Genomic DNA, 24022 nt, shown 5'->3' on the forward strand with positions numbered 1-24022 from the left:
TTTAGGCCGCCTGCTGTAAATTACGTAATTGTGAGTTAACAGAACGTTTAAACGCTGACGCCAATTCCTCGATGGCTAAGGCTTCTTCTAATTCTGCCACACTTGAAGGAGCAGAAAGTAGCGTGTTTAAACGACGAATAGTCCATTCTGGATAAGGACGGTGTTGCAAGATGAGTTCATCGCCTTGATGAATTTCACCTTCTTCGATCACGCGAACATACCAACCTGTCCAGCCAGACTGACGAATTACCTCTCTTGTATTCTCATTCTTGGTATTATGAGATAAACGTTCGCAAGGTTTACGTGGTTGAGACACTTCTAAAAGCGTGGTGCCAATTTTGTAACGATCGCCTATGCAGACATTATCTTCATGTAAGCCGGATACCACAAAGTTTTCACCATAAATCGCGCTACCGTGAAAATCAAACTTTTCACCAAGTAGCGCGTTTAAAGCGTCGAAAGACACATCAGACATAAAAAACAAGGCTTTATCAACACCACCGTGATGAGCTTTTAAGCCTACATCGTTACCTTCTGCACCTAGCGTGTGCACTTTTACCATCGGTACCGGTTTTTTACGGATAGCACTTTCATATGAGCTACCATCAGGGAACGTTAAGGTTTCTATTAATCCTGTTTTAATAATAAGAATTTTTGCGTTTGACATCTATTTTTCCTGCTTTGAGTTAGTTTTGATAAATTATACCGTAAAATCACTTAAATTTTGACCGCACTTCGTTTTTTCCTTATTATTCGTTTAAATAAAACCAACAAAACAAAGGAATCTTTATGCAATATTCTCTCGCGCGTACCGAACAAGGTCAAACCCTTGGTATTACCGCAAAAATGGCAAACCGTCATGGCCTGATCGCCGGGGCAACAGGAACGGGTAAAACCGTAACATTACGTAAAATGGCAGAAGCGTTCAGTGATGATGGCGTGCCGGTCTTTTTAGTGGATGTAAAAGGCGATTTGTCTGGTTTAGTCAAAGCGGGCACATTCAGTGGCAAAGTGGCGGAACGCATTGAGCAATTTGATTTAGGTGGCGAGAGTTATTTAAATGGCTATCCTGTGTCATTTTGGGATGTATTCGGTGAAACCGGTATTCCACTTCGCACCACGATTTCTGAAATGGGACCATTATTACTTTCCCGTTTATTAAATTTAAACGCAACCCAAGAAGGCTTATTAAACCTCGTATTCCGTGTTGCAGATGATAAAGGCTTGCTACTCATCGACTTAAAAGATTTACGTGCAATGCTTAAATTTGTGGCAGAGAATGCAAAAACCTTCCAAGTAGAATATGGCAACGTATCAGCTGCAAGTGTGGGCGCGATTCAACGTGCCTTACTGACACTTGAAAATGAAGGGGCGACCAATCTTTTTGGTGAACCGGCATTAAATCTTGAAGACTGGTTACAAACCCGTGATGGTCGTGGTGTGATCAATGTGTTAAATTCTGAAAAATTAATTAATTCCCCAAGAATGTATAGCGCATTCTTGCTTTGGTTGATGTCTGAATTATTTGAGCAATTACCAGAAGTCGGCGATCCAGATAAACCAAAATTTGTGATGTTCTTTGATGAAGCGCACTTACTTTTTGATGGTGCACCAAGTGTGTTGGTGGACAAAGTGGAACAAGTGGTTCGCTTGATTCGTTCTAAAGGGGTAGGGATTTATTTTGTAACCCAAAACCCATTAGACTTACCGGATACCGTGTTAGGCCAATTAGGTAACCGTGTCCAGCATGCGTTACGTGCTTTTACACCACGCGATCAAAAAGCAGTGAAATCTGCGGCAGAAACGTTCCGTTCTAATCCTGCTGTTAATGTGGTTGAAACCATTTCAACTTTAGGTGTGGGGCAAGCATTGATTTCATTCTTAGATGAAAAAGGTATGCCAACGCCAGTTGAAGTGGCCTATGTTTATCCGCCGAAAAGCCAACTTGCCCCGATTACTGAAGAAGAGCGAGCTGCTTGGGTGAAAGACGATGATCTTTATGCATTCTATAAGGATTATGTGGATAATGAATCCGCTTTCGAAGTATTAAATGCTCAAGCGGATTTAGCGGCAGTACAACAAAAACAAGCCGAACAAGCGCAGCAAGAGGAAGAGAGCGGTTTATTTGGTAGCTTAAGCCGTATGATTTTTGGAACACAAAAACGCGGGGATAAACTTTCCCCAACAGAGCAAATTGTGAATAGCGTGGCAAAATCAGTGGGTCGCAATATTCGTAATGAAGTGACCAAACAAATCATGCGTGGTATCTTAGGTGCATTGAAAAAATAACGAAAATTTGACCGCACTTTGCGGCAAGAATGAAAAAGGAGATTGTTATGTCTGATGTATTTCACTTAAACCTGACTAAAGCACAACTGAAAGGTGCAACATTAGCTATCGTGCCGGGCGATCCGGCGCGTAGCGAACGTATTGCTAAAAAACTTGATAACCCTGAGTTTCTTGCAAGTACACGTGAGTTCACTTCTTGGTTAGGCTATTTAAATGGTCAACCGGTGGTGGTGTGTTCAACCGGTATTGGTGGTCCTTCTACGTCTATCTGTGTGGAAGAACTGGCTCAGCTTGGTGTGCGTACATTCTTACGTATCGGTACAACAGGTGCGATTCAACCGCACATTAATGTGGGTGATGTACTTGTCACAACGGGTGCAGTTCGTCTTGATGGTGCAAGCCGTCACTTTGCCCCAATTGAATATCCCGCAGTGGCAAATTTTGAATGTACCACTGCACTTTACAATGCAGCTAAAGAAAAAGGCATTGAGCCATTTGTAGGGATTACAGCTTCTTCAGATACGTTCTATCCAGGTCAAGAACGTTACGATACTTACAGCGGTAAAGTATATCGTGATTACCAAGGCTTGCTAAAACAATGGCAAGATCTCAATGTGATGAACTATGAGATGGAGTCTGCGACGTTATTCACGATGTGTAATGCCCTTGGCTTACGAGCAGGTATGGTGGCAGGTGTGATTGTAAACCGTACACAACAAGAAATTCCAAATGAAGCCACCATGAAAGATACGGAAGAAAAAGCAGTATCTGTGGTGGTGGAAGCAGCAAGAAAATTGTTAGCGTAAAACTCAGATAAAAAGAACCGCACTTTTTTAGAAGTGCGGTTTATTTTTTAACTGTTTTTTCGAGCAAAAGCGGCGGCTTCAGCGACTAATTGGTCATCAGGTCGAATGCCTGTGTAGAGCTCAAATTGTTCAACGGCTTGTAGTACAATCACTTCTGCACCAGAAATGGTTTGTTTACCTTGCTGTTGAGCAAATTGGATAAATGGTGTTTCAGCAGGAATCGCCACCACATCAAAAGCGGTTTGAGCTTGTTGAATAAGATTTTCAGGAAAGGCGAGATCAAATTCTTCTTTTCCACCTTTCATCCCAATTGGCGTAACGTTGACTAAAATGTCTGCCGATTGATTGTCTAAAGATGGGATATATTCATAGCCATAAAGTGCGGCTAAATTTTTACCTGTTTTTTCATTTCGAGCAAAAATCTTCAGATGCTCAAATCCACTGTTTTTAAAGGCAGCAACGACAGCTTTAGCCATGCCACCACTGCCTTGTACAATCACTTTACTCTTTTTATCTAATTGATATTCTTTGATAAGTTTAACAATGGCAATATAGTCGGTGTTGTAAGCACGAAGAAAACCTTGATCATTCACAATGGTATTCACGGACTGAATGGCTTGTGCGGAAGGTGAAATTTCATCTAAAAATGGCATACAGCTTTCTTTAAATGGCATTGAAACGGCACAACCTCGAATACCAAGTGCACGAATGCCTTTGACGGCGCTTTCAATATCCGTAGTAGTAAAGGCTTTATAGATAAAATTAAGCCCGAGTTTTTGATATAGATAGTTATGGAATGTTGTGCCAAAATTGCCTGGTCTGCCAGAAAGGGACATACAAAGTTGGGTGTCTTTGTTAATCATATCGATTCCTTAAATATTTAGATTTATATCATCATCGATAAAATATTGGTTCATTTCAAATGCCGGTTTTGCCGCTTTGTCTTTGCCAACAATACGAGCAGGTACACCTGCTGCAGTGGCATATTCAGGCACAGGTTGGAGTACAACAGAATTGGCGCCGATTTTGGCATATTTGCCTACCTCGATATTGCCGAGAATTTTTGCACCTGCTCCAATCATTACGCCTTCTCGTACTTTTGGATGGCGATCGCCGGATTCTTTACCTGTACCACCGAGGGTGACACCTTGCAAGATAGACACATCATTTTCAATTACTGAGGTTTCACCCACTACAATACCAGTAGCATGGTCAAACATAATGCCGTGCCCAATTTTGGCGGCAGGATGAATATCCACATCGAAAGCCACTGAAATTTGATTTTGTAAATAAAGTGCAAGTGCTTTTCGATTTTGGTTCCACAAATAATGGGTAATGCGATAGCTCTGAATGGCGTGAAAACCTTTTAAATAAAGCAATGGTGTAGACCACAATTCCACGGCAGGATCGCGGTGGCGCACGGCTTTAATATCACAAGCAGCACAGTCAATGATGTTGGGCTCGGCTTGATAGGCTTCCTCAATAATTTCACGCAGCGAAATTGCCGGCATGATCGGGTTAGCCAGTTTATTTGCAAGTAAATAACTCAAGGCACTGCCAAGATTTTGATGTTTTAAAATAGTGGAATGGAAAAAGCTGGCGAGCATTGGTTCGCATTCTGCTAGTTCTTTTGCCTCTTGGCGAATGTGTTGCCATACTTCTAACGTCATTTTTTCTCCTTATTCGCCTTTTCGTTCACGACCCAATAAGCTCAGTGCGACTTCTTGTGCGCTTTTACCACAAAAGAGTATTTGGTAAATTTGTTCTGTAATCGGCATTTCCACGCCTTGTCGTTGTGCTAATAAATAAGTTTCTTTGGTGTTATAAAACCCTTCCACCACCTGACCAATTTCATCCATGGCTTGTTGGCTATCAGCCCCTTTACCAAGCATTAAGCCAAATCGACGGTTACGGGATTGGTTATCGGTACAAGTGAGTACTAAATCACCTAAACCAGACATGCCCATAAAGGTTTGTGTATTCGCTCCCATGGCTACACCTAAGCGAGTAATTTCCGCAATCCCACGGGTAATCAATGCCGTTCTGGCATTGGCACCAAATCCCATACCATCTGAAATACCTGCACCAATCGCAATTACGTTTTTAATGGCGCCACCTAATTGAACGCCGATCATATCTTGGTTTACATACACCCGAAAATGCTGACTGCAATGAATCCGAGCTTGAAATTCTAAGGCAAATTTTTCATTACGAGAGGCAAGGGTAATCGCTGTTGGCAAACCTTGAGCCAGTTCTTTCGCGAAAGTAGGACCAGAAAGTACTGCTGTCGGAATTGCTTTACCTAAGGTTTCTTCTACCACTTCTTGTAGTAATCGGCCAGTGTTGCGTTCTAATCCTTTAGTTGCCCAAATTAAACGATGATCAGGTTTTAAGTGCGGTCGAATTTTTAAGAGAATTTCGCCGAAAGCATGGCTTGGCACCACAATTAAAATGTCTTTCGATTGCTCAAGGGCTGTTTTCAAATCTAATTCTAAATGCAAACTTTCTGGAAATTCAATATCCGGCAGAAAACGGCGATTTTGACGTTCTTGTTGCATTTGATGAATGTGCTCGGGATTGTGCCCCCAAAGATAGGTTGGAGAACCATTGCGAGAAAATGAGATAGCGAGCGCTGTTCCATAAGAACCGCAACCAAGAATGGTAATTGGAGATTGGGATGCGTTCATTTCAATCACCTTTAAGATAAAAGGGCAGACGATATCGCCTGCCCTCATCACAATTAATGTTGGGTTTCCTGATTTTCTTCCGCTTCGGCTGCCGCTTGCTGCTTGTTCATGTAATCAATGAATAACGCATCGAAGTTTACTGGAGAAAGGTTTAATGCCGGGAATGTACCGCGATTTACTAAGTTAGAAATCAATTCACGAGCATAAGGGAAAAGCATATTTGGGCATTGAGATGTTAAGCAGTGTGCCATTTGAACATCTTCTAAACCGCTGATTGTAAATACGCCAGCTTGTTTCACTTCACAAATAAACGCCACATCACCAGAATCTTCCATGGTGGTTTCTACGTTGATGTTTAAAGTGACTTCATATAAATCTTCACCCACTTGAACGGCTTCAGTGCTTAAATCAAAGCCAAGTTTTGGTTTCCATTCTTGGTGGAAAATATGAGGAAGATTTGGTGCTTCAAAAGAAACATCTTTTACATAAATACGTTGAATTTGAAGTACTGCTTCTTGTTGCTCTTCAGCTGCTACTTCAGGTTGTTGATTTTGTTCAGACATAGAGGATCCTTACTTATGTTTTTTTACTAATGGTAAATTTGCACCCGCCCAAGCCGCTAAACCGTCTTTTAACACATAAACTTTTTCAAAGCCTTGTTTGGTTAAAAGTTCTGCGGACGTAGCAGAAGAAACACCGTTAACATCCACAATGATAAGCGGTTTTTCTTTGTGATGTTCAATTTTGCCTACATTTTGATTTTTAATTTCAGTTGGAAGCAAGTTGACGCTACCAATGATATGGCCGCGTTGGAATTCATCAATAGGGCGTAAATCAATCACCACGGCTTCTTCATCGTTCATTAAGCGAACCGCTTCAGGGTTGGTGATGACGCGATATTTTTGTGTCGCACTTTTAAAAAAGGTGAAAAGTGTCATAAAAAGGACAGCAAACCATGCGATCGTTAAAAAAGTGTGTTTTTGAGCAAATTCAATTGCTTGAGGAATAAATTCTTGCATGTTGTTCTCAACTTAATTTTGATAATGAATAAGAGTTTATCTTCAGATGAAATAAGGCTTTAAGTATAACCGCACTTTAGTTATCTTTCAAAAAAATTATCAAGGAAACGCAACGTTGGCGAAAGCTTATACAATCGGATCGATAAAAATGTGATCGGGATCATAAATATCTTATCTTTGTGTTTATTCTACGCCTAATTAAGTAGAGAATAGCCAAACTTAGATTATAAAACGTAAAGGGAGACACGCATGAAATTAAAAAAATTAACGGCACTTATGATGCTCGGATTCGGTGTTTCGGTCGCACAAGCTGCGGAATTACCTAATATTACAATTTTAGCAACAGGTGGCACGATTGCCGGAAGTGGCGAAACTGCCGTTTCTTCTGCTTATAAAGCAGGGCAACTCAATGTTGATGCATTAATTGATGCGGTGCCCGAAATTAAGCAGCTTGCAAATATAAAAGGTGAGCAAATTGTGAAAATTGGTTCACAAGATATGAGCGATGATGTGTGGTTAAAATTGGCGAAAGCGATTAATGCACAATGTAAAGATACTGATGGTTTTGTGATTACTCATGGTACCGATACCATGGAAGAAACTGCTTATTTTTTAGATCTTACCGCGAAATGTGAAAAACCAATTGTATTAGTCGGTGCAATGCGTCCTGCGACAGAAAAAAGTGCGGATGGTCCGTTAAACCTTTATAACGCTGTCGTCGTGGCAACGGATAAAAAATCATCTGGTCGCGGTGTATTAGTGGCGATGAATGATGAAGTATTAGGTGCACGTGATGTGACCAAAATGAGTACTACTGCAGTACAAACGTTCCATTCTCCAAACTATGGTACCTTGGGTTATATCCATAACAGTAAAGTAGATTATGAGCGTTCACCTGAAAGCAAACATACTGTAAACACACCATTTAACGTAGATAAATTAGACAGCTTACCAAAAGTAGGCATTGTTTATGCTTATTCTAATGCACCAATTGAGCCATTAAATTCATTATTAGATGCGGGCTATCAAGGCATTGTTTCTGCAGGTGTGGGTAATGGTAACGTGAATGCAGCCCATTTAGAACGTTTAGAAAAAGCGGCGAAAGATGGCGTTGTTATAGTACGTTCATCTCGTGTGCCAACGGGTTACACCACACGTGATGCTGAAGTAGATGATTCTAAATATGGTTTTGTGGCTTCAGGTACATTGAATCCGCAAAAAGCACGTGTGTTATTACAATTAGCCTTAACACAAACAAAAGATCCAAAAGTGATTCAACAATACTTTGAGGATTTCTAGGAAAGTCATTGAAAGTGCGGTCAGAATTTGAATCAAATTTTAACCGCACTTTCGGATAAAATAGACTAATCTAAGTAATAAATATAGATAATGCACTAGTTTGTTGTTAATATATGTTCCGGAATTATTTTTAAAATTAATATGGAGAAAATATTATGATTTGGGCTCAACTTTTAGTCGTCCTACTCTTTATTTACCTAGGGGCTAGATTAGGCGGTATTGGTATCGGTTTCATGGGTGGTATGGGTGTTGTTGCACTTTCACTACTTGGCTTAAAACCGGGCGCCATTCCGTTTGATGTAATTTCAGTTATCATGTCTGTAATCATGGCGATTGCGGCAATGCAAGTTGCGGGTGGTATGGATTTCTTAGTAAAAATGGCTGAAAAAATCCTACGTAAAAATCCAAAATACATCACTTTCCTCGCACCAACAGTGACTTATTTTATGACTGTACTTGCGGGTACTGGTCACACAGCGTTCTCAACACTTCCAGTGATTGCTGAAGTGGCAAAAGAACAAGGTATTCGTCCTTCACGTCCACTTTCTATTGCGGTTATCGCTTCACAAATTGCGATTACAGCGTCTCCAATTTCTGCTGCGGTGGTATTCCTTTCTGCTGAATTAGAGAAAAACTTTGGTTTAAGTTACTTACAATTATTAGGTATTTGGATCCCAACTACTTACGCAGCATGTATGATTACTGCGGTGATTTGTAACTTCCTTGGTAAAGATTTAAAAGATGATGAAGTTTACCAAGATCGTCTAGCAAAAGGTTTAATTACTATGCGTGGTGAAATGCAAATTGAGATCAAACCTTATGCAAAACGTTCTGTTGCAATTTTCCTTATCGCGATTTTAGTGGTCATGCTTTATGCAACTGCAATCAGTAAAACAGTTGGTTTAATTCAAAACCCAATTCTTTCTCGTGATAACGCCATTATCTCTTTTATGCTTGCAACTGCAGCTATTATCACTATGGCATGTAAAGTGGATACCGCAAAAATTACCAATGCAGCAACCTTTAAATCTGGTATGTCAGCGGTAATTTGTGTGCTTGGTGTAGCATGGTTAGGTAATACTTTCGTTGAAGGTCATATCGATCAAATTAAAGCGGTATCAGCTGAGTTCTTACAACAATACCCTTGGAGTTTAGCGGTAATCTTGTTCTTCGCAAGTACCTTACTTTACTCACAAGCTGCAACTGCAAAAGCATTATACCCAACTGCAATTTTATTAGGTGTTTCTCCGGAAGCCGCGATTGCAGCATTTGCCGCAGTATCAGCATTATTCATTCTTCCTACTTACCCAACCTTAATTGCAGCAGTAGAAATGGATGATACTGGTTCAACTCGTATCGGTAAATATGTATTTAACCACCCATTCTTAGTACCGGGTGTGATTGCAATCAGCTTATCTGTATTATTCGGTTTCTTAATGGCGGGTGCAGTTTTATAATCTCCCATTAAGCTAACATAAATAAAACCATCTTGTCTGCGGATAAGATGGTTTTTTAATGGGGAACTTCTTCTCGCTGTGATACTCTAAAGGGCAACCTATTTTTATATATAAGGACAACCAATGAAGTTATTTAAAATCCTTTTTGCTGCATTAATTGCTTATGTGCCAACAGCATGGTCTGCGGTGGATTATAATATTAAATACAGTTCCAATTATTTAATGCCGGCGTATGTGCATTTTAAAGCTGATGGTTCACAGTATTCAGTCAATGCGAAAATTAATATTCCGTTGTACAACATTGTGTTTACTTCTCGTGGTTCACAAACTGCGAGTCAATTTAAAATGGTGAATTATCAAGATGTGCGTAATGGCAAGCCTTATGCCATTTCTAAAATTTCACCAACAACAATTGAATACGGTAAAGTGAAAAATGGATTAGAAACCGAGCCGTTAAAATTACCAACTTTTGATTTATTCACCATGGCATTTCAGTTGAGTTATTACGATAAATTGCCAACCAGTTTCCAAATTACAAATGGTAAAAAACTTTACCCAATGGAAAATGTGAATGTGAAGAAAGTAGAAAAACAGATTCAATATAACAAGCAAACTGTCACGGAAATCACTTATTCATTTAAAACAGGTAATAAGGATATTATGGTGAAGAAATTCTCAGGTGAACAATTTCCACGTTATATCAAATACACCAGAGATGGTGATGATTATGAGTTAGAGTTTGATGAGTTTGTTAAATAACATCAGATGAGAAAAAGAAGCCACGCAAGACTGCGTGGCTTTTTATTTTATTGCTTATTGCGCATACATAAATACTTGAGCGAGGAGAAGTATCGATGAGATAACAAACTGACAACCTACGATTGGCATGACAAATTTCAACCATTTGTTGAATGGAATACCAAGCATTTGTAGCGTGACAAGGACTAATCCTGTCGGTGCGAGGAACAACATAATATATTGTCCCCAGTTGTAAGCCGATACAACAATGTCTCTTGGGATGCCAACGGTATCAGCCAGCGGAGCCATAATTGGCATGGCGAGTACGGCAAGACCTGAAGATGAAGGTACAACCAATCCTAAGAATATGAAGACAATGAGCTGACCAATAATAAAGACGCCGCCATTCATTCCACCGACAAGATGTGTCATATAATCGAGAATCGTGTCTGAAATCATTCCTTGTTCCAGAATGATATTAACTGCTCGAGCAAGTCCGATAATCAATGCGACGCCAACTAATTCAGAAGCACCGTGAGTAAAGCCATTTACGACATCTTTTTCAGGCAGTCCGCTGATAAACATAATAATGATGGTGATGGCCAGGAAGGAAGCCGCCATTTGAGGGAACCACCAACCACCAAACATCACCCCCCATACCATGAGAGGAAAGGCGCCACTAAATAGAATCAGAATCAGTTTTCTTCTAAAGGTAAATTCAACGGTTGCATTCGGATCAATATCTTTCATATAGAGATCATAGAAAGCTTGGCGATCGTCATAGGTATAAGAAAATTCAGGATTGGCACGCAGTTTTTTACAGTACCAATACATATAGGCTATTACACAGGTTCCACCAAGAATAAGTCCCAGTGTGCGAAATCCCATCCCTTCAGTGAATGGAATCCCTGCAGCGTTTGAAGCAATAACAACGGAGAAGGGATTGATTGTTGAAAAGGCAGTGCCCATTGATGCAGCAAGGAATATGGCACCAACACAGACAATGGAATCATAGCCTAAGGCTAAAAAGACAGGAACAAGAATTGGGTAGAAGGCTACCGCTTCTTCCTCAATACCACAAGCCGTACCGCCTAACAGCATTAACACACAGACAGCAAAGACAACAGAGAATTCATTTCCTTTCGTTTTTTTGGTAAGAGACATTAATCCGGCATTGAATGCTCCTGTTTTGTTTATCACACCAATCATTCCACCGAGTATGAAGATAAAAATCATAATATCCGTGACTTCAATGGTGCCATCCACCATGGCGTGAATCATATCGGTAATGCCTTTTTCGTGTTGTTCAATGCGTTGATAGGTATCGGGGATAGCAATTGGCTTTTTGATAATGCCGTTGGTGAAATTAGAAAGTTGAATTTTGATATTGAGTTGATTAAGGGTTTGTTCTGTTGCTGGATAGCTTTGATCGGGAATTCCGTGAGTTTTGACAATAAAATGATTTTCGGTGGTGTCGTAGGAAAGTTTAGAGTAGGACCCTGAGGGAATAAGCCAAGTAAGACCAATAGCAATAAGAAGAATAATAAAGAGAATGCTAAATGCGGAAGGAAATTTCATCTTTTTCTTTGATGCTTCCATTATGGAGAACTCCTTGTGTTCGGATTAGTTAATAAGCCGAGCGCGTATTCTACACAAAACGAGCAAAAAAGCAAAGAGTGATTTTTAAAAGAATGCAATAATAACGGGGTGAGCAATCGTTTACCTAAACCAGGCCTTGTTGTGAGTAAGCCTGGCTTAAGGCTATTTTATTTAGGAAAATTGAGCAATTTTTTCACTCAAATCATCCAACATTTCATAACGTTTTCGGTACATAGAACGTTTTTTGCTAGCGATTTCTTCCAGCGGTTTGCGGGCACTTTCAAGCGGTAATTGCCAATATTGACCATTTAATTGCCCTTGGTTTTCTTGCCAGAATTCATCGTAGTTGAATAGGATTTTACTGCGAGCAGATAGGCGATATTTACCTTGTGAAGTGTGAGGAATACCGATTAATTCACATTGCCATTTTTCAGCTAATAAGCGGAAAACATTCATCAACATAAACATCGGGCGAACACCGTGTAATTCTTTTGTGGCTTGTTTCACCACTTCTTGCGCTTCTTCATAAGAAGGGCCTTGAATTGAGGCGATAAGTAATTTATTTGGCTTTAAGAAGGTGAAAGAAGCATCATAAATGCTACGCCCATCATTGTCTTTTAAGTTAATGGAAAAATAACCTTCAAAAGGGTCAATCTGGTTGATATTGAAATAGATACCAAGTTGATCCGTTAATTGTGCTAATAAAAGGGATTTTTCTTGGAGTAATTTTTTACAAAATTCTACGCCCATTTTTTCTTCAAGCATTAGCAGATTATTGGTAATGGCATTGAGTCGATCTGTTGCAGAAAAACGTTTGTCACAATAGGTCGCGAGCAATGCATTAAAACGATATGGATTTTGTTGAAAAAGTGGAATCCAGGTTTGATGAGTATTTAAGAAATCAACCAATGCATCACATTGTTTTTTAAATAAAAATTTGCGTCCGTAATAACGGGCTTTATCCCTTAATTGTTTTTTTAATGGATGATTACAAGAATCGGGTAGTAATTCTTGAAAGGTCGCGAAAGTAATAGTTTGTTTTGCTGTCATAATGGATAAAGTGCGGTTATTTTTTCAAACGTTTTTTATTGGGTAAAATCATGCTGATTTTTGACCGCACTTATTGTACCTGTATTCCATGGTTTTTCCAATTAACCATCAATAAAGGTGGTTCTTTACTTGCCTATTTTTCGATTTCTCCTTAATATGCCAAATCCTACCTTGAATTTATGCAACTCATCCCCATATTCAATGAAATTATAGAATTGATGTAAGAGAGATAACTATGAACGCCAAAAGAACTCAACAACGTACACTTCCTGTATTGCCATTACGGGATGTTGTCGTTTTCCCTTATATGGTGATGCCACTTTTTGTTGGGCGCGCAAAATCCATTAGTGCCCTTGATGAGGCCATGAATGAGGGCAAACAATTATTATTGGTGTCACAAAAGCAAGCTGATTTAGAAGAACCTACCGTTGATGATGTATTCGATGTCGGGACGATTGCCAATATTATTCAATTATTAAAATTGCCAGATGGCACAGTAAAAGTGTTGGTGGAAGGGCAACAACGCGCGAAAATCAATCAATTAAATGATGGTGAAGACCATTTTTCTGCGGAAGTCACACCGATTGAAACCACATTTGGCGATGAAAAAGAATTAGATGTGGTGAAGGCAGCCGTTTTAAATGAATTTGAAAGCTATCTGCAACTCAATAAAAAAATCCCTGCAGATGTTTTAGGTGCACTTCAACGCATTGATGATGCTGACCGTTTAGCAGATACCATGGCTGCACATATTCCAGTGACCGTTCGCCATAAACAAAGTGTGTTAGAACTGGCAGATGTGCAAGAACGTTTAGAATACTTGCTCGGCATGATGGAATCTGAAGCAGATATTCTTCAAGTTGAAAAACGCATCCGCGGCCGTGTGAAAAAACAAATGGAGAAAAGCCAGCGTAACTATTATCTTAGCGAACAAATTAAAGCGATTCGCAAAGAAATGGACGAAGGCGAAAGCGAAGATACCATTGATGAAGTTGAGCAACTTCGTCAAAAAGTTGAAGCGGCAGGTATGCCGGCAGATGTGCGTGATAAAGTAGAAAGCGAGTTGCAAAAACTCAAAATGATGTCAGCGATGTCGGCTGAAGCGACGGTGGTGCGAAGCTATGTTGAGTGGATGCTTCAAGTGCCATGGCATAAACGTACTAAAGTGAAGAAAGATATCGCAAAAGCACAACAAGTTTTAGATGCGGATCACTACGGTTTAGAGCGCGTGAAAGAACGTATTTTAGAATACCTTGCGGTACAAGCTCGCTTAAACAAAATCAAAGGTCCAATCCTTTGCTTAGTGGGACCACCAGGGGTGGGTAAAACTTCACTGGGGCAATCTATTGCCAATGCAACAGGTCGTAAATATGTACGCATGGCATTGGGTGGGGTACGTGATGAGGCGGAAATCCGCGGTCACCGTAAAACCTATATTGGTGCATTACCGGGTAAATTGATTCAAAAAATGGCAAAAGTTGGCGTGAAAAACCCACTCTTCTTGCTTGATGAAATTGATAAAATGTCTTCGGATATGCGTGGTGATCCAGCATCAGCCTTATTAGAAGTGCTTGATCCTGAACAAAATACCACCTTCAACGATCATTATCTTGAAGTAGACTACGATTTGTCTGACGTGATGTTTGTGGCAACTTCAAATTCCATGAATATTCCAGGTCCATTGCTAGATCGTATGGAAGTAATTCGTCTTTCTGGTTATACCGAAGATGAAAAACTCAATATTGCGATGCAACATTTGTTACAAAAACAAATTGAACGCAATGGATTGAAAAAAGTCGAATTAACCATCGAAGAAAACGCCATTTTAGATATTATCCGTTATTACACCCGTGAAGCTGGTGTGCGCGGATTAGAGCGTGAGATTTCTAAAATCTGTCGTAAAGCAGTGAAGAATTTATTGGTCAATCCAAAAGTGAAATCCATTACCGTTAATTCAGACAATTTGCATGACTATCTTGGTGTGAAACGTTTTGAATTTGGTAAAGCGGATACCCAAAACCGTGTGGGTGAAGTAACAGGCCTTGCGTGGACAGAAGTGGGCGGTGACTTACTAACCATTGAAACTGCTTCAGTGGTAGGTAAAGGCAAGTTGACCTTCACTGGTTCATTAGGCGATGTAATGAAAGAATCAATCCAAGCAGCGATGACCGTAGTCCGTGCACGTGCGGAGAAATTGGGTATCAATCCTGAATTCCATGAAAAACGTGATATTCACATTCATGTGCCAGATGGTGCGACACCGAAAGATGGTCCAAGTGCAGGTATCGCAATGTGTACCGCATTAGTTTCTTGCTTAACGGGTAACCCAGTGCGTGCCGATGTCGCGATGACGGGTGAAATTAGCCTACGCGGTAAAGTATTACCAATCGGTGGATTGAAAGAAAAATTACTTGCGGCACATCGTGGTGGCATTAAAACCGTATTGATTCCAAAAGATAACGTGAAAGATTTGGAAGAAATTCCTGGTAACGTAAAAGAAAATCTTGCGATTCATGCGGTAGAAACCATTGATGAAGTGTTAGGCTTAGCGTTAGAGAATCCACCAGAAGGCATTGAATTTGTGAAAGTGGAAACGAAAGCGAAAGCACCACGCCGCAAAGCTGCGACTAAAACAGCAAGAGCGGTCAATTAATGACTCATTTTTAGGGCTTGTGAAAACAAGCCCTTTTGACTTTTAATTATGCAAAAATTTCCCCCCCTTTCCCTTTATGTACATATTCCTTGGTGTGTGCAGAAATGCCCTTATTGTGATTTCAATTCGCATGCACAGAAAGGCACAATTCCTGAACAAGAATATGTGCAACATCTGATAGCCGATCTTGAGGCAGACTTAGAGAAATATCAGGCTAGTATTCAAAATCGTCCACTTCATTCAATTTTTATTGGTGGTGGCACGCCGAGTTTATTTTCAGCGGAAAGTATCAAGTTGTTATTGGTAGAAATTCAACGTCACATTCCTTTTTCAGAGAATATTGAAATCACCATGGAAGCCAATCCTGGCACTGTGGAAGCGGAGCGTTTTAAAGGCTATGTGGATGCTGGTGTAACACGTATTTCCATGGGTATCCAAAGTTTTAATGACGATAAATTACAGCGCTTGGGGCGTATTCATAATGCGGCGGAAGCTAAAAGTGCGGTCAGTTTGGCGAAAGTTTCTGGGTTAAAAAGTTTCAATCTAGATTTAATGCACGGCTTGCCAAATCAAACACTTGAAGAAGCCTTAGATGATTTACGACAAGCCATTGAGCTTGCTCCGACGCACCTTTCTTGGTATCAACTCACCATTGAACCCAATACCATGTTTGCTTATCGTCCACCTAAGTTGCCGGATGATGATGAACTTTGGGATATTTTTGAGCAAGGCCACCAACTTTTAACCGAAGCCGGTTATCAACAATATGAAACATCTGCTTATGCAAAACCGGGTTTTCAATGTCAGCATAATTTGAATTATTGGCGATTCGGGGACTATTTGGCGATAGGTTGCGGTGCTCATGGAAAACTCACTTTTCCTGATGGCGATATTTTACGTTTTTCTAAAACGAAGCATCCAAAAGGCTACTTGCGTGGTGAATACCTTTATGAAGAAAAAAACGTGGAAAAAAATGACCGCGCTTTTGAATTTTTCATGAATCGTTTTCGTTTATTGGAAGCCGTGCCAAAACAAGAGTTTGAAAATTACACGGGGCTTTCGCAAAGTGCGGTCAAAAATCAAATTGATTTTGCGATCCAGCAGAATTATATTGTGGAAACACCTGATTATTGGCAAATCACCGAACATGGAAAATTGTTTTTAAACGAGCTATTAGCGCTTTTATTGGATGAATAAAATTTTTTCATCAGCACGAATAAATTTTTACACTTGTTTATTTAATAGGGTCGTATTAAAGTAAAGCAAACGTTTACGTTGTATCCACGATTTAAAAGGGAGAGAAAAATGGACCAATTAGAAATGAAAAAATTAGCGGCACGTGCGGCGTTAAAATATGTTAAGCCCGATACCATTGTTGGCGTGGGAAGTGGTTCAACAGTGAATTGTTTTATTGAAGCCTTAGGAGAATTAAAAGATCAAATTCAAGGCGCGGTAGCAGCATCTAAAGCCTCAGAAGAATTATTACGTAAACAGGGCATTGAAGTGTTTAGTGCTAACGATGTATCCAGTTTAGATATTTATGTGGATGGTGCAGATGAAATCAACCCACAAAAAATGATGATCAAAGGCGGCGGTGCGGCACTGACTCGTGAAAAAATTGTGGCTGCTTTAGCGAAAAAATTTATTTGTATTGTGGACGCTAGTAAACAAGTGGATGTGTTAGGTAGCACGTTCCCATTACCAGTAGAAGTAATTCCAATGGCACGTTCACAAGTTGGTCGTAAATTAGTCTCTCTTGGTGGTGCCCCGGAATATCGTGAAGGTGTGGTGACTGATAACGGCAACGTGATTTTAGATGTACATAACTTCGCGATTTTAAATCCAGTGGAAATGGAAAAAGAATTGAATAATGTCGCAGGTGTTGTAACAAATGGTATTTTTGCCTTACGTGGGGCGGATATTGTGATTGTTGGTACACCAGACGGCGCAAAAATTATTGATTAATAAAAATAAGGAAGCAAACATGACAAACAAAGTCTCACTCGACAAATCAAAAATTAAATTTGTGCTATTAGAGGGCGTGCACCAAAGTGCATTAGATACCTTACATGCGGCGGGCTACACCAACATTGACTTTTACAAAAAAGCTTTAGATGGTGATGAGCTAAAAGAAGCCATTAAAGATGCGCATTTTATCGGCTTACGTTCACGTACCCAATTAACCGCTGAAATGATTGAAGCTGCGCCGAAGCTGATTGCTATTGGGTGTTTCTGTATCGGTACCAACCAAGTGGATCTTAATGCAGCCAAAATGCGTGGGATTCCGGTATTTAATGCACCGTTCTCTAATACTCGTTCTGTGGCTGAACTAGTGTTGGGTGAGATTTTGCTCTTAATGCGCAACATTCCTCAAGCGAATGCCGATGTGCATCGTGGTTTATGGAATAAATCGGCAGTGGGTTCTCATGAAGTGCGTGGCAAAAAATTAGGTATCGTGGGTTACGGCCATATCGGTTCGCAATTAAGTATTATTGCAGAGTCTCTAGGGATGGAAGTATATTTCTACGATATTGAAAATAAATTGCCATTGGGTAATGCAAAACAATTACACACACTTGAAGAGTTATTGGGTTCTTGTGATGTGATTTCGCTTCATGTACCAGATTTACCTTCAACTCGTAATTTAATGAGTGCTGAACGTATTGCGCAATTAAAACAAGATTCTATTTTGATCAATGCAGCACGTGGTACGGTAGTGGATATTGATGCTTTAGCAGCTGCGCTTGAACAAGGTAAAGTTCGTGGTGCAGCGGTTGACGTATTCCCTGTTGAGCCTGCATCAATCAATGAAGAGTTTGTTTCACCACTACGTAAATTTGATAATGTGATCTTAACCCCGCATATCGGTGGTTCAACCGCGGAAGCGCAAGAAAACATTGGTTTTGAAGTAGCGGGTAAATTTGTGAAATATTCAGATAACGGTTCAACCCTTTCTTCTGTGAATTTCCCTGAAGTATCCTTGCCAGAACACGTTGGTACAAAACGTTTACTTCATATTCACGAAAACCGTCCTGGTGTATTAAACAAATTGAACCAAATTTTCGTTGAAGCTAATCTCAATATTGCAGCACAATATTTACAAACTGATCCGAAAATTGGTTATGTGGTTGTGGATGTTGAAACAGATGATGCATCACCATTATTGGCGAAACTTCGTGAGATTGAAGGCACAATCAAAGCGCGTGTGTTGTATTAATTTGAAAAATTAAGCAAAAATTGACCGCACTTTGTGTGGGATGGAAAGCAAAATGGGCAAAGTAAGTTATTTTACTTTGCCCATTTTTATTAACTGTTTGCAGATAACATTTATTTGATCATGGCCTTAAATAGATTACGGCGATCAGAATTAAATGTCGGCTGTGCGGTTGGGATGGATAAAACCATACGCAAACAATCTTGTGTAAGTTGAACCGCTTGTTCGTTAGTCAGATTCGGGTCGAGTGGTGAATGTAAAGAGCAACTTAAATATTGCGGTACATTTTCAACACTACTAACGGTGAAAGTGAGTGCTTTGTACGGTAGTTGTACAGTGAGTTTATCACCTAATTCACGTGGTTCCCATTGTTGTTGAGGGCCAGGTAGAATCACCACACTCATCATCCACGGGGTTAATACTGTGCCAATCCATTGGTCTTCGAATAAAACAAATTTAGGGCAGAAACATTCGACGCCTTTGTGATAAAAAGGGAGATCTTGCATTTCAGGTACAATGTTTTGCATTTCGGCAAGGAAAATCTCCGTTGGGTTTTCTTCAAAACCAGTAACAGAGGTTAAAAGTGCGGTAGAGTTTTCAGGTGTTTTTTCGTGTCTATACATGGTTTATTTTTCAATATTAATAAGATTAAAGAATTCTGGCGAAACCTTAAAGAAAATTCCCCTCTTTTGTAAAGAGGGGTTAGGGGAGATTTAACACTTGTCTCGATTAATTAAGTCAAATCTCCCCCAGTCCCTCTTTTCTAAAGAGGGGAATCTAGATTTAAGCCGTATTCCTTAATGACTTGATTTAACGTTTCAAAAACCTTTGGCAACACGTTTTTTATCGTTTCCGTTAAACCAATTCCAGACTCTAGCGACTCTGGTTGGATGCCGATGAGACAAAGGTGTTTGGGAAATTCGTCCGTTAATTTCATTGCAGAAAGTACATCACAAATGCCGAGTTGGTGTGGCGAAATTTTACGAGAGAAAAAGGTTGGTACTTGCTCGTCATGTAACACGACAATCTCACCTGGCTGTTTATTAGCAAGCACGGCATCGACAATAATCAAATGCTCGCGATTTGCCATCGCATCCAGTAATTCCATGCCACAAGTACCACCATCGATGACGTCAAAGTGCGGTTGAATTTCAGGGCGTTTTTCAAGCTCCTGCACAACACGCACACCGACACCTTCATCGCTTAACAAAATATTGCCAACGCCAAGAATTAATGGCTTCATTACAACACCTTCACTTCAGTCACTTCACCGCTTTCGGTATTAACGACATGCACGGCACAGGACATACAAGGGTCGAAAGAGTGAATGGTTCTGACCACTTCTAACGGTTTAGTTGGATCTGCCACCGGTGTACCAATAATGGAAAGCTCATAAGGGCCCATTTGGTCTTGTTCGTTACGTGGACCTGCATTCCATGTAGATGGTACAACTGCTTGGTAGTTTTCAATGCGACCGTCTTTGATGACAACCCAGTGAGAAAGCATACCACGTGGTACTTCACCGAAACCAACACCACGGAATTCACCGCTTGCTGGAATATCTGTTTTGATATACGCCGTCATATCACCTTTAGCGATATTATCAATGAGCATTTGCCATTGAGCACTTAAAATGTCGTTGATCGCACAGCAATGCACGGTACGACCGATAATACGTCCAAGGGTAGAATGTAATTGATCGGTGGTTAACGTGTTACCAGTCAATTTTTCATAAATGCCTTTTAATTCATTGAAGTGGTTGACAGTTGGCGTGTCATTCGCAGCCAAACCACACATTAAATAGGCGAGAGGACCCACTTCGACAACTTTACCGTAGAAGGTTGGTGCTTTTACCCAAGAGTATTTACCATCATCTTGCCAGCCGGTATATTTCGGACGAGTTAAGCCTGCCCAAGGTTCTAATGGCTCATCATCTTCGTACCAAGCGTGTTTACCACTCTCTTTAATGCCTTTTACAACGAACTCATCTTTTTGTTGGTCGATTGCACGGAAAGTCGATAAATCGCCGTTTTCGATATAACCACCTTTTAACATGAATTTAGAGTTATCTGCATCAATTGGGTATTCTGGTACAGATAAGTAGTTGCCTGATGTTTTACCTAAGCTTAACCATTCAGGATAGTAAGCCGCAAATACTGCCGCATCTACTTTATACACTTGGTTAATGAAGTCAGTTAAGCGATCGATACAAGCTTTCACGAACATGAGACGTTCTTGGTTTAGTACCGCTTGGGAATCTAAGTTAATTGGGTTTGCTACGCCACCAATCGCCAAGTTTTGAATATGTGGTGTTTTACTACCGAGTAATGCCACTACGCGGTTAGCATCACGTTGACATTCAAGGGCTTGCAAATAGTGTGCGACGGCAATGAGGTTGACTTCTGGTGGAAGTTTCATTGCTGCATGACCAAAATAACCGTTAGCGAAAATACCAAGTTGTCCGCTATCCACTAATGCTTGGATTTTTTTCTGTACGTTGCGGAATTCGTTAGCACTGTTTAATGACCATGTAGATACACCTTTTAGCATATCTGCCGCTTTTTCAGGATCAGCTTTTAGTGCAGCGGTGATATCCACCCAGTCCATTGCGGAGAGTTGATAGAAATGCACGATATGGTCGTGAATGCTGTGGGCAGCAAGAATCATGTTACGAATGTACTGTGCATTGACGGGAACTTTAGCACCAATAGCATCTTCTACGGCACGTACGCTGATAATCGCGTGTACTGTGGTACATACGCCACAGATACGTTGCATAATCATCCATGCATCACGTGGGTCGGCACCTTTTACGATATTTTCCATACCGCGCCACATGGTACCTGATGACCAAGCATTGGTGACAACACCGTTTTCAATTTCGCAATCAATACGTAAATGACCCTCAATACGGGTAATTGGGTCAATTGAGATACGTTTTTTTTCTGACATTATTCTGCTCCGCTAACTTTTTTGCTGAATGCCGCTTTTTCGGCAATAATTTTTTCTGAGTCTTCGGTATGTTTTTCTTTAAATACCGGTAATACAGGGAATAAACGAATGATTAAAATATAGGCACATACTTCAATAGAAACGAAACCGATTGAAATAAGCAATTCTTCCGCAGATGGGAAATATTGATAGCCGTTGCCCGGATTATACATGATAAGCGAGTAGTTCATACGCCATAATGCTGCACCGAGTAACATGCTTAATGCCGAAATAAATAACCAACGGGAATCTGATTTTTTCTCCCCAAGGAAGAGGGTTAGTAATGGTAATACCATCAACCAGACTTCCATCCAGAACATCCATGCTTCAAATTTAGTTAATTTATCGAAACCCACAACCATTTGCAGTTTGTCGTGATAAATCAACTCACCAAAACGCACCGCTAAGAAACAGAAAATTAATCCTGCGGTAACGCGTGCCAATTGAGTAAATAAATGACGTTCATCTGGTGTTTTTCCTGCAAGACCCGCTTTAACTAAAGAACCCTCAAAAATCACAATAGAGAAGCCCATAATGAAAGCTGTCAGTAAGGAGAGAATTGGTAGTGCTTCATAGCTTTGCCATACCGGATGGACTTTGTGACCAGCTACAATCATCAAGGAACCCATGGAAGATTGGTGCATCATTGGTAACAAGGCACCCAAGGCAATGATAAAAAACATGATTTTATTGAGTTTATTAAACCATTTTTTCAAACCGAGGAATCCAAGCCATACCGGGGCGAATTCTAGGGTCACCACGATGATATACACCGTCATACAAAATGCTGTTTCAAATAGCACGGAATTCGTGTTGAACTGGCCAGGAACGTAGAAATACGGTAAATGCCAATAACGTCCCATATCAATGGTGATAGATAAACCACCGAGGGAATAGCCGAATAAACTTGCAAGCAATGCTGGGCGAACAAGAGCGTGATATTTCCCTTTATTGAAAATATACACGGTCCAAGCGAGTGCCCAACCGCCACAGGCAAATCCTGTACCAACAAGTAAGTCAAAGGCAATCCATAAACCCCAAGGATAACCGCCATTAAGTGCGGTTACAGAACCGATACCAAAAACCAAACGTTTTAAAATTAATAAAACGCAAAGCACGGCAAGGGGAGCAAAAAAGAGAATGGCGGCAGAAACAAGGCGACCGCCTACCGGACGTGGATTACTCATGATGCTCATCCTCCGCTTCTTCAATTTCCTTGCGTGCCTGACGCATAGCTTCTTTTTGTGCTGCGATACGCTCAGCGATTTTATCGCCGTGCATATTTTTGTAAGTCATAAAGGTTAGACCGGCAAGTGCGACTAACGGTAATGCTAAACCGCGATACAAGAAGTGTTGTAAATGCGCGGCACGAGAACCCGTTGCAACTTCATCTAAGTCTGGTAAACCTAGGTTGGCAAAAGGTACACCACTTAACGCTAATACTTGTGTACCACCGCCTTCGGTTTCACCGTAAATGTGGTGTAGATAGGCTGGCACGGTAGCACGGTATTTATCTGTACTATTGACACTTTGACGTGGGTAATCATATTCAGTACCACGTAACAAGCTCAAACGGCGTTTCGCTTCCGCCAATAATTCTTCACGTGTACCAAAAATAATGGCACCTGTTGGGCAAACATGGCAACAACCCGGCAATTCGCCTTTATCTAGGCGTTCAACACCTTTTTGGTTACAGAGTTCACATTTGCTGATTTCACCGAAAGGATTGTCATAGTCGTATTTTGGTACATCAAACGGACAGCCAACCATACAATAACGGCAACCAGTACAGATATCGGGATCATATTTTACGATACCCGTTTTTGGATCTTTAGTAAGTGCTTGAACAGGACAAACCGCAACACAGTTAGGGTCAACGCAATGCATACATTGTTTTTTCACATAAGCATAGCCGTTTTCTGTTTTGTCTTTATTTGTGCCGTTGCCATCACTCCATACTTGAATCACGTTACGAGTAAATGGGGTGAGTTTGTCGTTATTTGACCAAGTTTGATCACCTTTTGGGTTCACGGGGGTGTGGTTTACGTTTTGACATTCAGCCACACATGCTTGACAACCTACGCAAAGGGTGGAGTCGTAAAGCATTCCTAGTGCACCAGGAATGGGCTCAACCGTTTCCGTTGCCTGCGCACTCGACACAGGCAAGGAGGAAGCGATTCCGCCAAGCATACCTGCTTTTAGAAATTTTCGTCTATCCAT

At 40.6% G+C, this 24022-nt stretch carries 22 protein-coding genes; 9 read left to right on the forward strand and 13 right to left on the reverse strand.

The window, feature by feature from the left end:
* Position 1 precedes the first annotated feature (1 nt).
* Positions 2-667: an MOSC domain-containing protein gene (locus AC979_RS04135; protein WP_049372976.1), complete on the reverse strand. Its 666-nt coding sequence runs from the start codon at positions 665-667 to the stop codon at positions 2-4.
* 122 nt (positions 668-789) lie between these two features.
* Here AC979_RS04135 and AC979_RS04140 point away from each other — a divergent pair, with 122 nt between their 5' ends.
* Both AC979_RS04140 and udp read left to right on the forward strand, forming a co-directional pair.
* Complete coding sequence (locus AC979_RS04140) at positions 790-2289, forward strand: helicase HerA-like C-terminal domain-containing protein (RefSeq protein ID WP_049372977.1); 1500 nt, start codon at positions 790-792, stop codon at positions 2287-2289.
* A 47-nt stretch (positions 2290-2336) separates the two neighbouring features.
* Complete coding sequence (gene udp, locus AC979_RS04145; RefSeq protein WP_049372978.1) at positions 2337-3095, forward strand: uridine phosphorylase; 759 nt, start codon at positions 2337-2339, stop codon at positions 3093-3095.
* 47 nt (positions 3096-3142) lie between these two features.
* Here the strand turns inward: udp and AC979_RS04150 are convergent, their stop codons facing one another.
* From AC979_RS04150 to AC979_RS04170, 5 genes are read right to left on the reverse strand one after another with little or no spacing between them, the layout of a single operon-like run.
* Entirely contained in the window at positions 3143-3958 is an 816-nt protein-coding gene (locus AC979_RS04150; RefSeq protein ID WP_049372979.1) for a shikimate 5-dehydrogenase, read from the reverse strand.
* A 9-nt stretch (positions 3959-3967) separates the two neighbouring features.
* Complete coding sequence (gene cysE / locus AC979_RS04155) at positions 3968-4765, reverse strand: serine O-acetyltransferase (RefSeq protein WP_005695011.1); 798 nt, start codon at positions 4763-4765, stop codon at positions 3968-3970.
* 9 nt (positions 4766-4774) lie between these two features.
* On the reverse strand, positions 4775-5782 hold the full coding sequence (gene gpsA / locus AC979_RS04160) for an NAD(P)H-dependent glycerol-3-phosphate dehydrogenase (RefSeq protein ID WP_049372980.1): 1008 nt from the start codon (positions 5780-5782) through the stop codon (positions 4775-4777).
* A 53-nt stretch (positions 5783-5835) separates the two neighbouring features.
* A complete protein-coding gene (gene secB, locus AC979_RS04165) occupies positions 5836-6345 on the reverse strand; it encodes a protein-export chaperone SecB (protein ID WP_005695013.1) in 510 nt (169 codons plus the stop codon).
* Between the two features lie 9 nt (positions 6346-6354).
* Positions 6355-6801, reverse strand: coding sequence for a rhodanese-like domain-containing protein (locus tag AC979_RS04170; protein ID WP_005695015.1), 447 nt, complete (start codon positions 6799-6801; stop codon positions 6355-6357).
* A gap of 249 nt (positions 6802-7050) precedes the next feature.
* Between AC979_RS04170 and ansB the strand changes: the two genes are divergently transcribed.
* The 3 genes from ansB (at position 7051) to AC979_RS04185 (ending at position 10316) form a co-directional block, all read left to right on the forward strand.
* The gene (ansB, locus tag AC979_RS04175) at positions 7051-8100 is read left to right on the forward strand and encodes an L-asparaginase 2 (RefSeq protein WP_049372981.1); all 1050 of its coding nucleotides are present in this window, start codon (positions 7051-7053) and stop codon (positions 8098-8100) included.
* Between the two features lie 155 nt (positions 8101-8255).
* Positions 8256-9557 (forward strand): anaerobic C4-dicarboxylate transporter, encoded by a 1302-nt coding sequence (locus AC979_RS04180; RefSeq protein ID WP_049365060.1) that lies wholly within the window; start codon positions 8256-8258, stop codon positions 9555-9557.
* 123 nt (positions 9558-9680) lie between these two features.
* The gene (locus AC979_RS04185) at positions 9681-10316 is read left to right on the forward strand and encodes a hypothetical protein (RefSeq protein WP_049372982.1); all 636 of its coding nucleotides are present in this window, start codon (positions 9681-9683) and stop codon (positions 10314-10316) included.
* A 54-nt stretch (positions 10317-10370) separates the two neighbouring features.
* On the opposite strand, the gene AC979_RS04190 is transcribed toward AC979_RS04185, so the two are convergent.
* A complete protein-coding gene (locus AC979_RS04190; protein ID WP_049372983.1) occupies positions 10371-11894 on the reverse strand; it encodes a YfcC family protein in 1524 nt (507 codons plus the stop codon).
* Positions 11895-12065: 171 nt separating this feature from the next.
* Positions 12066-12944 carry a VirK/YbjX family protein gene (locus AC979_RS04195; RefSeq protein ID WP_049372984.1) on the reverse strand — a complete coding sequence of 293 codons (879 nt, stop codon included), beginning with the start codon at positions 12942-12944 and terminating at the stop codon, positions 12066-12068.
* 235 nt (positions 12945-13179) lie between these two features.
* On the opposite strand from AC979_RS04195, the gene lon reads away from it, so the two are divergent.
* The 4 genes from lon (at position 13180) to serA (ending at position 18814) form a co-directional block, all read left to right on the forward strand.
* Positions 13180-15597, forward strand: a complete 2418-nt coding sequence (lon, locus tag AC979_RS04200; RefSeq protein WP_049372985.1) for an endopeptidase La — start codon at positions 13180-13182, stop codon at positions 15595-15597.
* A 48-nt stretch (positions 15598-15645) separates the two neighbouring features.
* Positions 15646-16794, forward strand: a complete 1149-nt coding sequence (gene hemW, locus AC979_RS04205; protein ID WP_049372986.1) for a radical SAM family heme chaperone HemW — start codon at positions 15646-15648, stop codon at positions 16792-16794.
* 108 nt (positions 16795-16902) lie between these two features.
* A complete protein-coding gene (gene rpiA / locus AC979_RS04210; protein WP_005695032.1) occupies positions 16903-17562 on the forward strand; it encodes a ribose-5-phosphate isomerase RpiA in 660 nt (219 codons plus the stop codon).
* A 19-nt stretch (positions 17563-17581) separates the two neighbouring features.
* Positions 17582-18814 (forward strand): phosphoglycerate dehydrogenase, encoded by a 1233-nt coding sequence (serA, locus tag AC979_RS04215; protein ID WP_049372987.1) that lies wholly within the window; start codon positions 17582-17584, stop codon positions 18812-18814.
* A 110-nt stretch (positions 18815-18924) separates the two neighbouring features.
* On the opposite strand, the gene hybE is transcribed toward serA, so the two are convergent.
* The 5 genes from hybE to hybA all read right to left on the reverse strand — a co-directional run bounded on the left by hybE (position 18925) and on the right by hybA (position 24022).
* Complete coding sequence (gene hybE, locus AC979_RS04220) at positions 18925-19434, reverse strand: hydrogenase-2 assembly chaperone (protein ID WP_049372988.1); 510 nt, start codon at positions 19432-19434, stop codon at positions 18925-18927.
* A gap of 140 nt (positions 19435-19574) precedes the next feature.
* Complete coding sequence (locus AC979_RS04225; protein ID WP_049372989.1) at positions 19575-20054, reverse strand: HyaD/HybD family hydrogenase maturation endopeptidase; 480 nt, start codon at positions 20052-20054, stop codon at positions 19575-19577.
* Positions 20054-21763, reverse strand: a complete 1710-nt coding sequence (gene hybC / locus AC979_RS04230) for a hydrogenase 2 large subunit (protein WP_049371972.1) — start codon at positions 21761-21763, stop codon at positions 20054-20056. Before hybC ends, AC979_RS04225 begins: the two co-directional genes overlap by 1 nt.
* Positions 21763-22989: a Ni/Fe-hydrogenase cytochrome b subunit gene (gene hybB, locus AC979_RS04235; protein ID WP_049372990.1), complete on the reverse strand. Its 1227-nt coding sequence runs from the start codon at positions 22987-22989 to the stop codon at positions 21763-21765. Before hybB ends, hybC begins: the two co-directional genes overlap by 1 nt.
* Entirely contained in the window at positions 22982-24022 is a 1041-nt protein-coding gene (hybA, locus tag AC979_RS04240; RefSeq protein ID WP_049372991.1) for a hydrogenase 2 operon protein HybA, read from the reverse strand. Before hybA ends, hybB begins: the two co-directional genes overlap by 8 nt.

Origin of the sequence: Parahaemophilus parainfluenzae (genome assembly GCF_001053575.1) — a bacterium.
Taxonomy (GTDB): Bacteria; Pseudomonadota; Gammaproteobacteria; order Enterobacterales; family Pasteurellaceae; genus Haemophilus_D; species Haemophilus_D parainfluenzae_S.

Coding starts and splice junctions, on each gene's coding strand:
- AC979_RS04135 (WP_049372976.1), bottom strand. CDS start 667: ATGTCAAACGCAAAAATTCTTATTATTAAAACAGGATTAATAGAAACC.
- AC979_RS04140 (WP_049372977.1), top strand. CDS start 790: ATGCAATATTCTCTCGCGCGTACCGAACAAGGTCAAACCCTTGGTATT.
- udp (WP_049372978.1), top strand. CDS start 2,337: ATGTCTGATGTATTTCACTTAAACCTGACTAAAGCACAACTGAAAGGT.
- AC979_RS04150 (WP_049372979.1), bottom strand. CDS start 3,958: ATGATTAACAAAGACACCCAACTTTGTATGTCCCTTTCTGGCAGACCA.
- cysE (WP_005695011.1), bottom strand. CDS start 4,765: ATGACGTTAGAAGTATGGCAACACATTCGCCAAGAGGCAAAAGAACTA.
- gpsA (WP_049372980.1), bottom strand. CDS start 5,782: ATGAACGCATCCCAATCTCCAATTACCATTCTTGGTTGCGGTTCTTAT.
- secB (WP_005695013.1), bottom strand. CDS start 6,345: ATGTCTGAACAAAATCAACAACCTGAAGTAGCAGCTGAAGAGCAACAA.
- AC979_RS04170 (WP_005695015.1), bottom strand. CDS start 6,801: ATGCAAGAATTTATTCCTCAAGCAATTGAATTTGCTCAAAAACACACT.
- ansB (WP_049372981.1), top strand. CDS start 7,051: ATGAAATTAAAAAAATTAACGGCACTTATGATGCTCGGATTCGGTGTT.
- AC979_RS04180 (WP_049365060.1), top strand. CDS start 8,256: ATGATTTGGGCTCAACTTTTAGTCGTCCTACTCTTTATTTACCTAGGG.
- AC979_RS04185 (WP_049372982.1), top strand. CDS start 9,681: ATGAAGTTATTTAAAATCCTTTTTGCTGCATTAATTGCTTATGTGCCA.
- AC979_RS04190 (WP_049372983.1), bottom strand. CDS start 11,894: ATGGAAGCATCAAAGAAAAAGATGAAATTTCCTTCCGCATTTAGCATT.
- AC979_RS04195 (WP_049372984.1), bottom strand. CDS start 12,944: ATGACAGCAAAACAAACTATTACTTTCGCGACCTTTCAAGAATTACTA.
- lon (WP_049372985.1), top strand. CDS start 13,180: ATGAACGCCAAAAGAACTCAACAACGTACACTTCCTGTATTGCCATTA.
- hemW (WP_049372986.1), top strand. CDS start 15,646: ATGCAAAAATTTCCCCCCCTTTCCCTTTATGTACATATTCCTTGGTGT.
- rpiA (WP_005695032.1), top strand. CDS start 16,903: ATGGACCAATTAGAAATGAAAAAATTAGCGGCACGTGCGGCGTTAAAA.
- serA (WP_049372987.1), top strand. CDS start 17,582: ATGACAAACAAAGTCTCACTCGACAAATCAAAAATTAAATTTGTGCTA.
- hybE (WP_049372988.1), bottom strand. CDS start 19,434: ATGTATAGACACGAAAAAACACCTGAAAACTCTACCGCACTTTTAACC.
- AC979_RS04225 (WP_049372989.1), bottom strand. CDS start 20,054: ATGAAGCCATTAATTCTTGGCGTTGGCAATATTTTGTTAAGCGATGAA.
- hybC (WP_049371972.1), bottom strand. CDS start 21,763: ATGTCAGAAAAAAAACGTATCTCAATTGACCCAATTACCCGTATTGAG.
- hybB (WP_049372990.1), bottom strand. CDS start 22,989: ATGAGTAATCCACGTCCGGTAGGCGGTCGCCTTGTTTCTGCCGCCATT.
- hybA (WP_049372991.1), bottom strand. CDS start 24,022: ATGGATAGACGAAAATTTCTAAAAGCAGGTATGCTTGGCGGAATCGCT.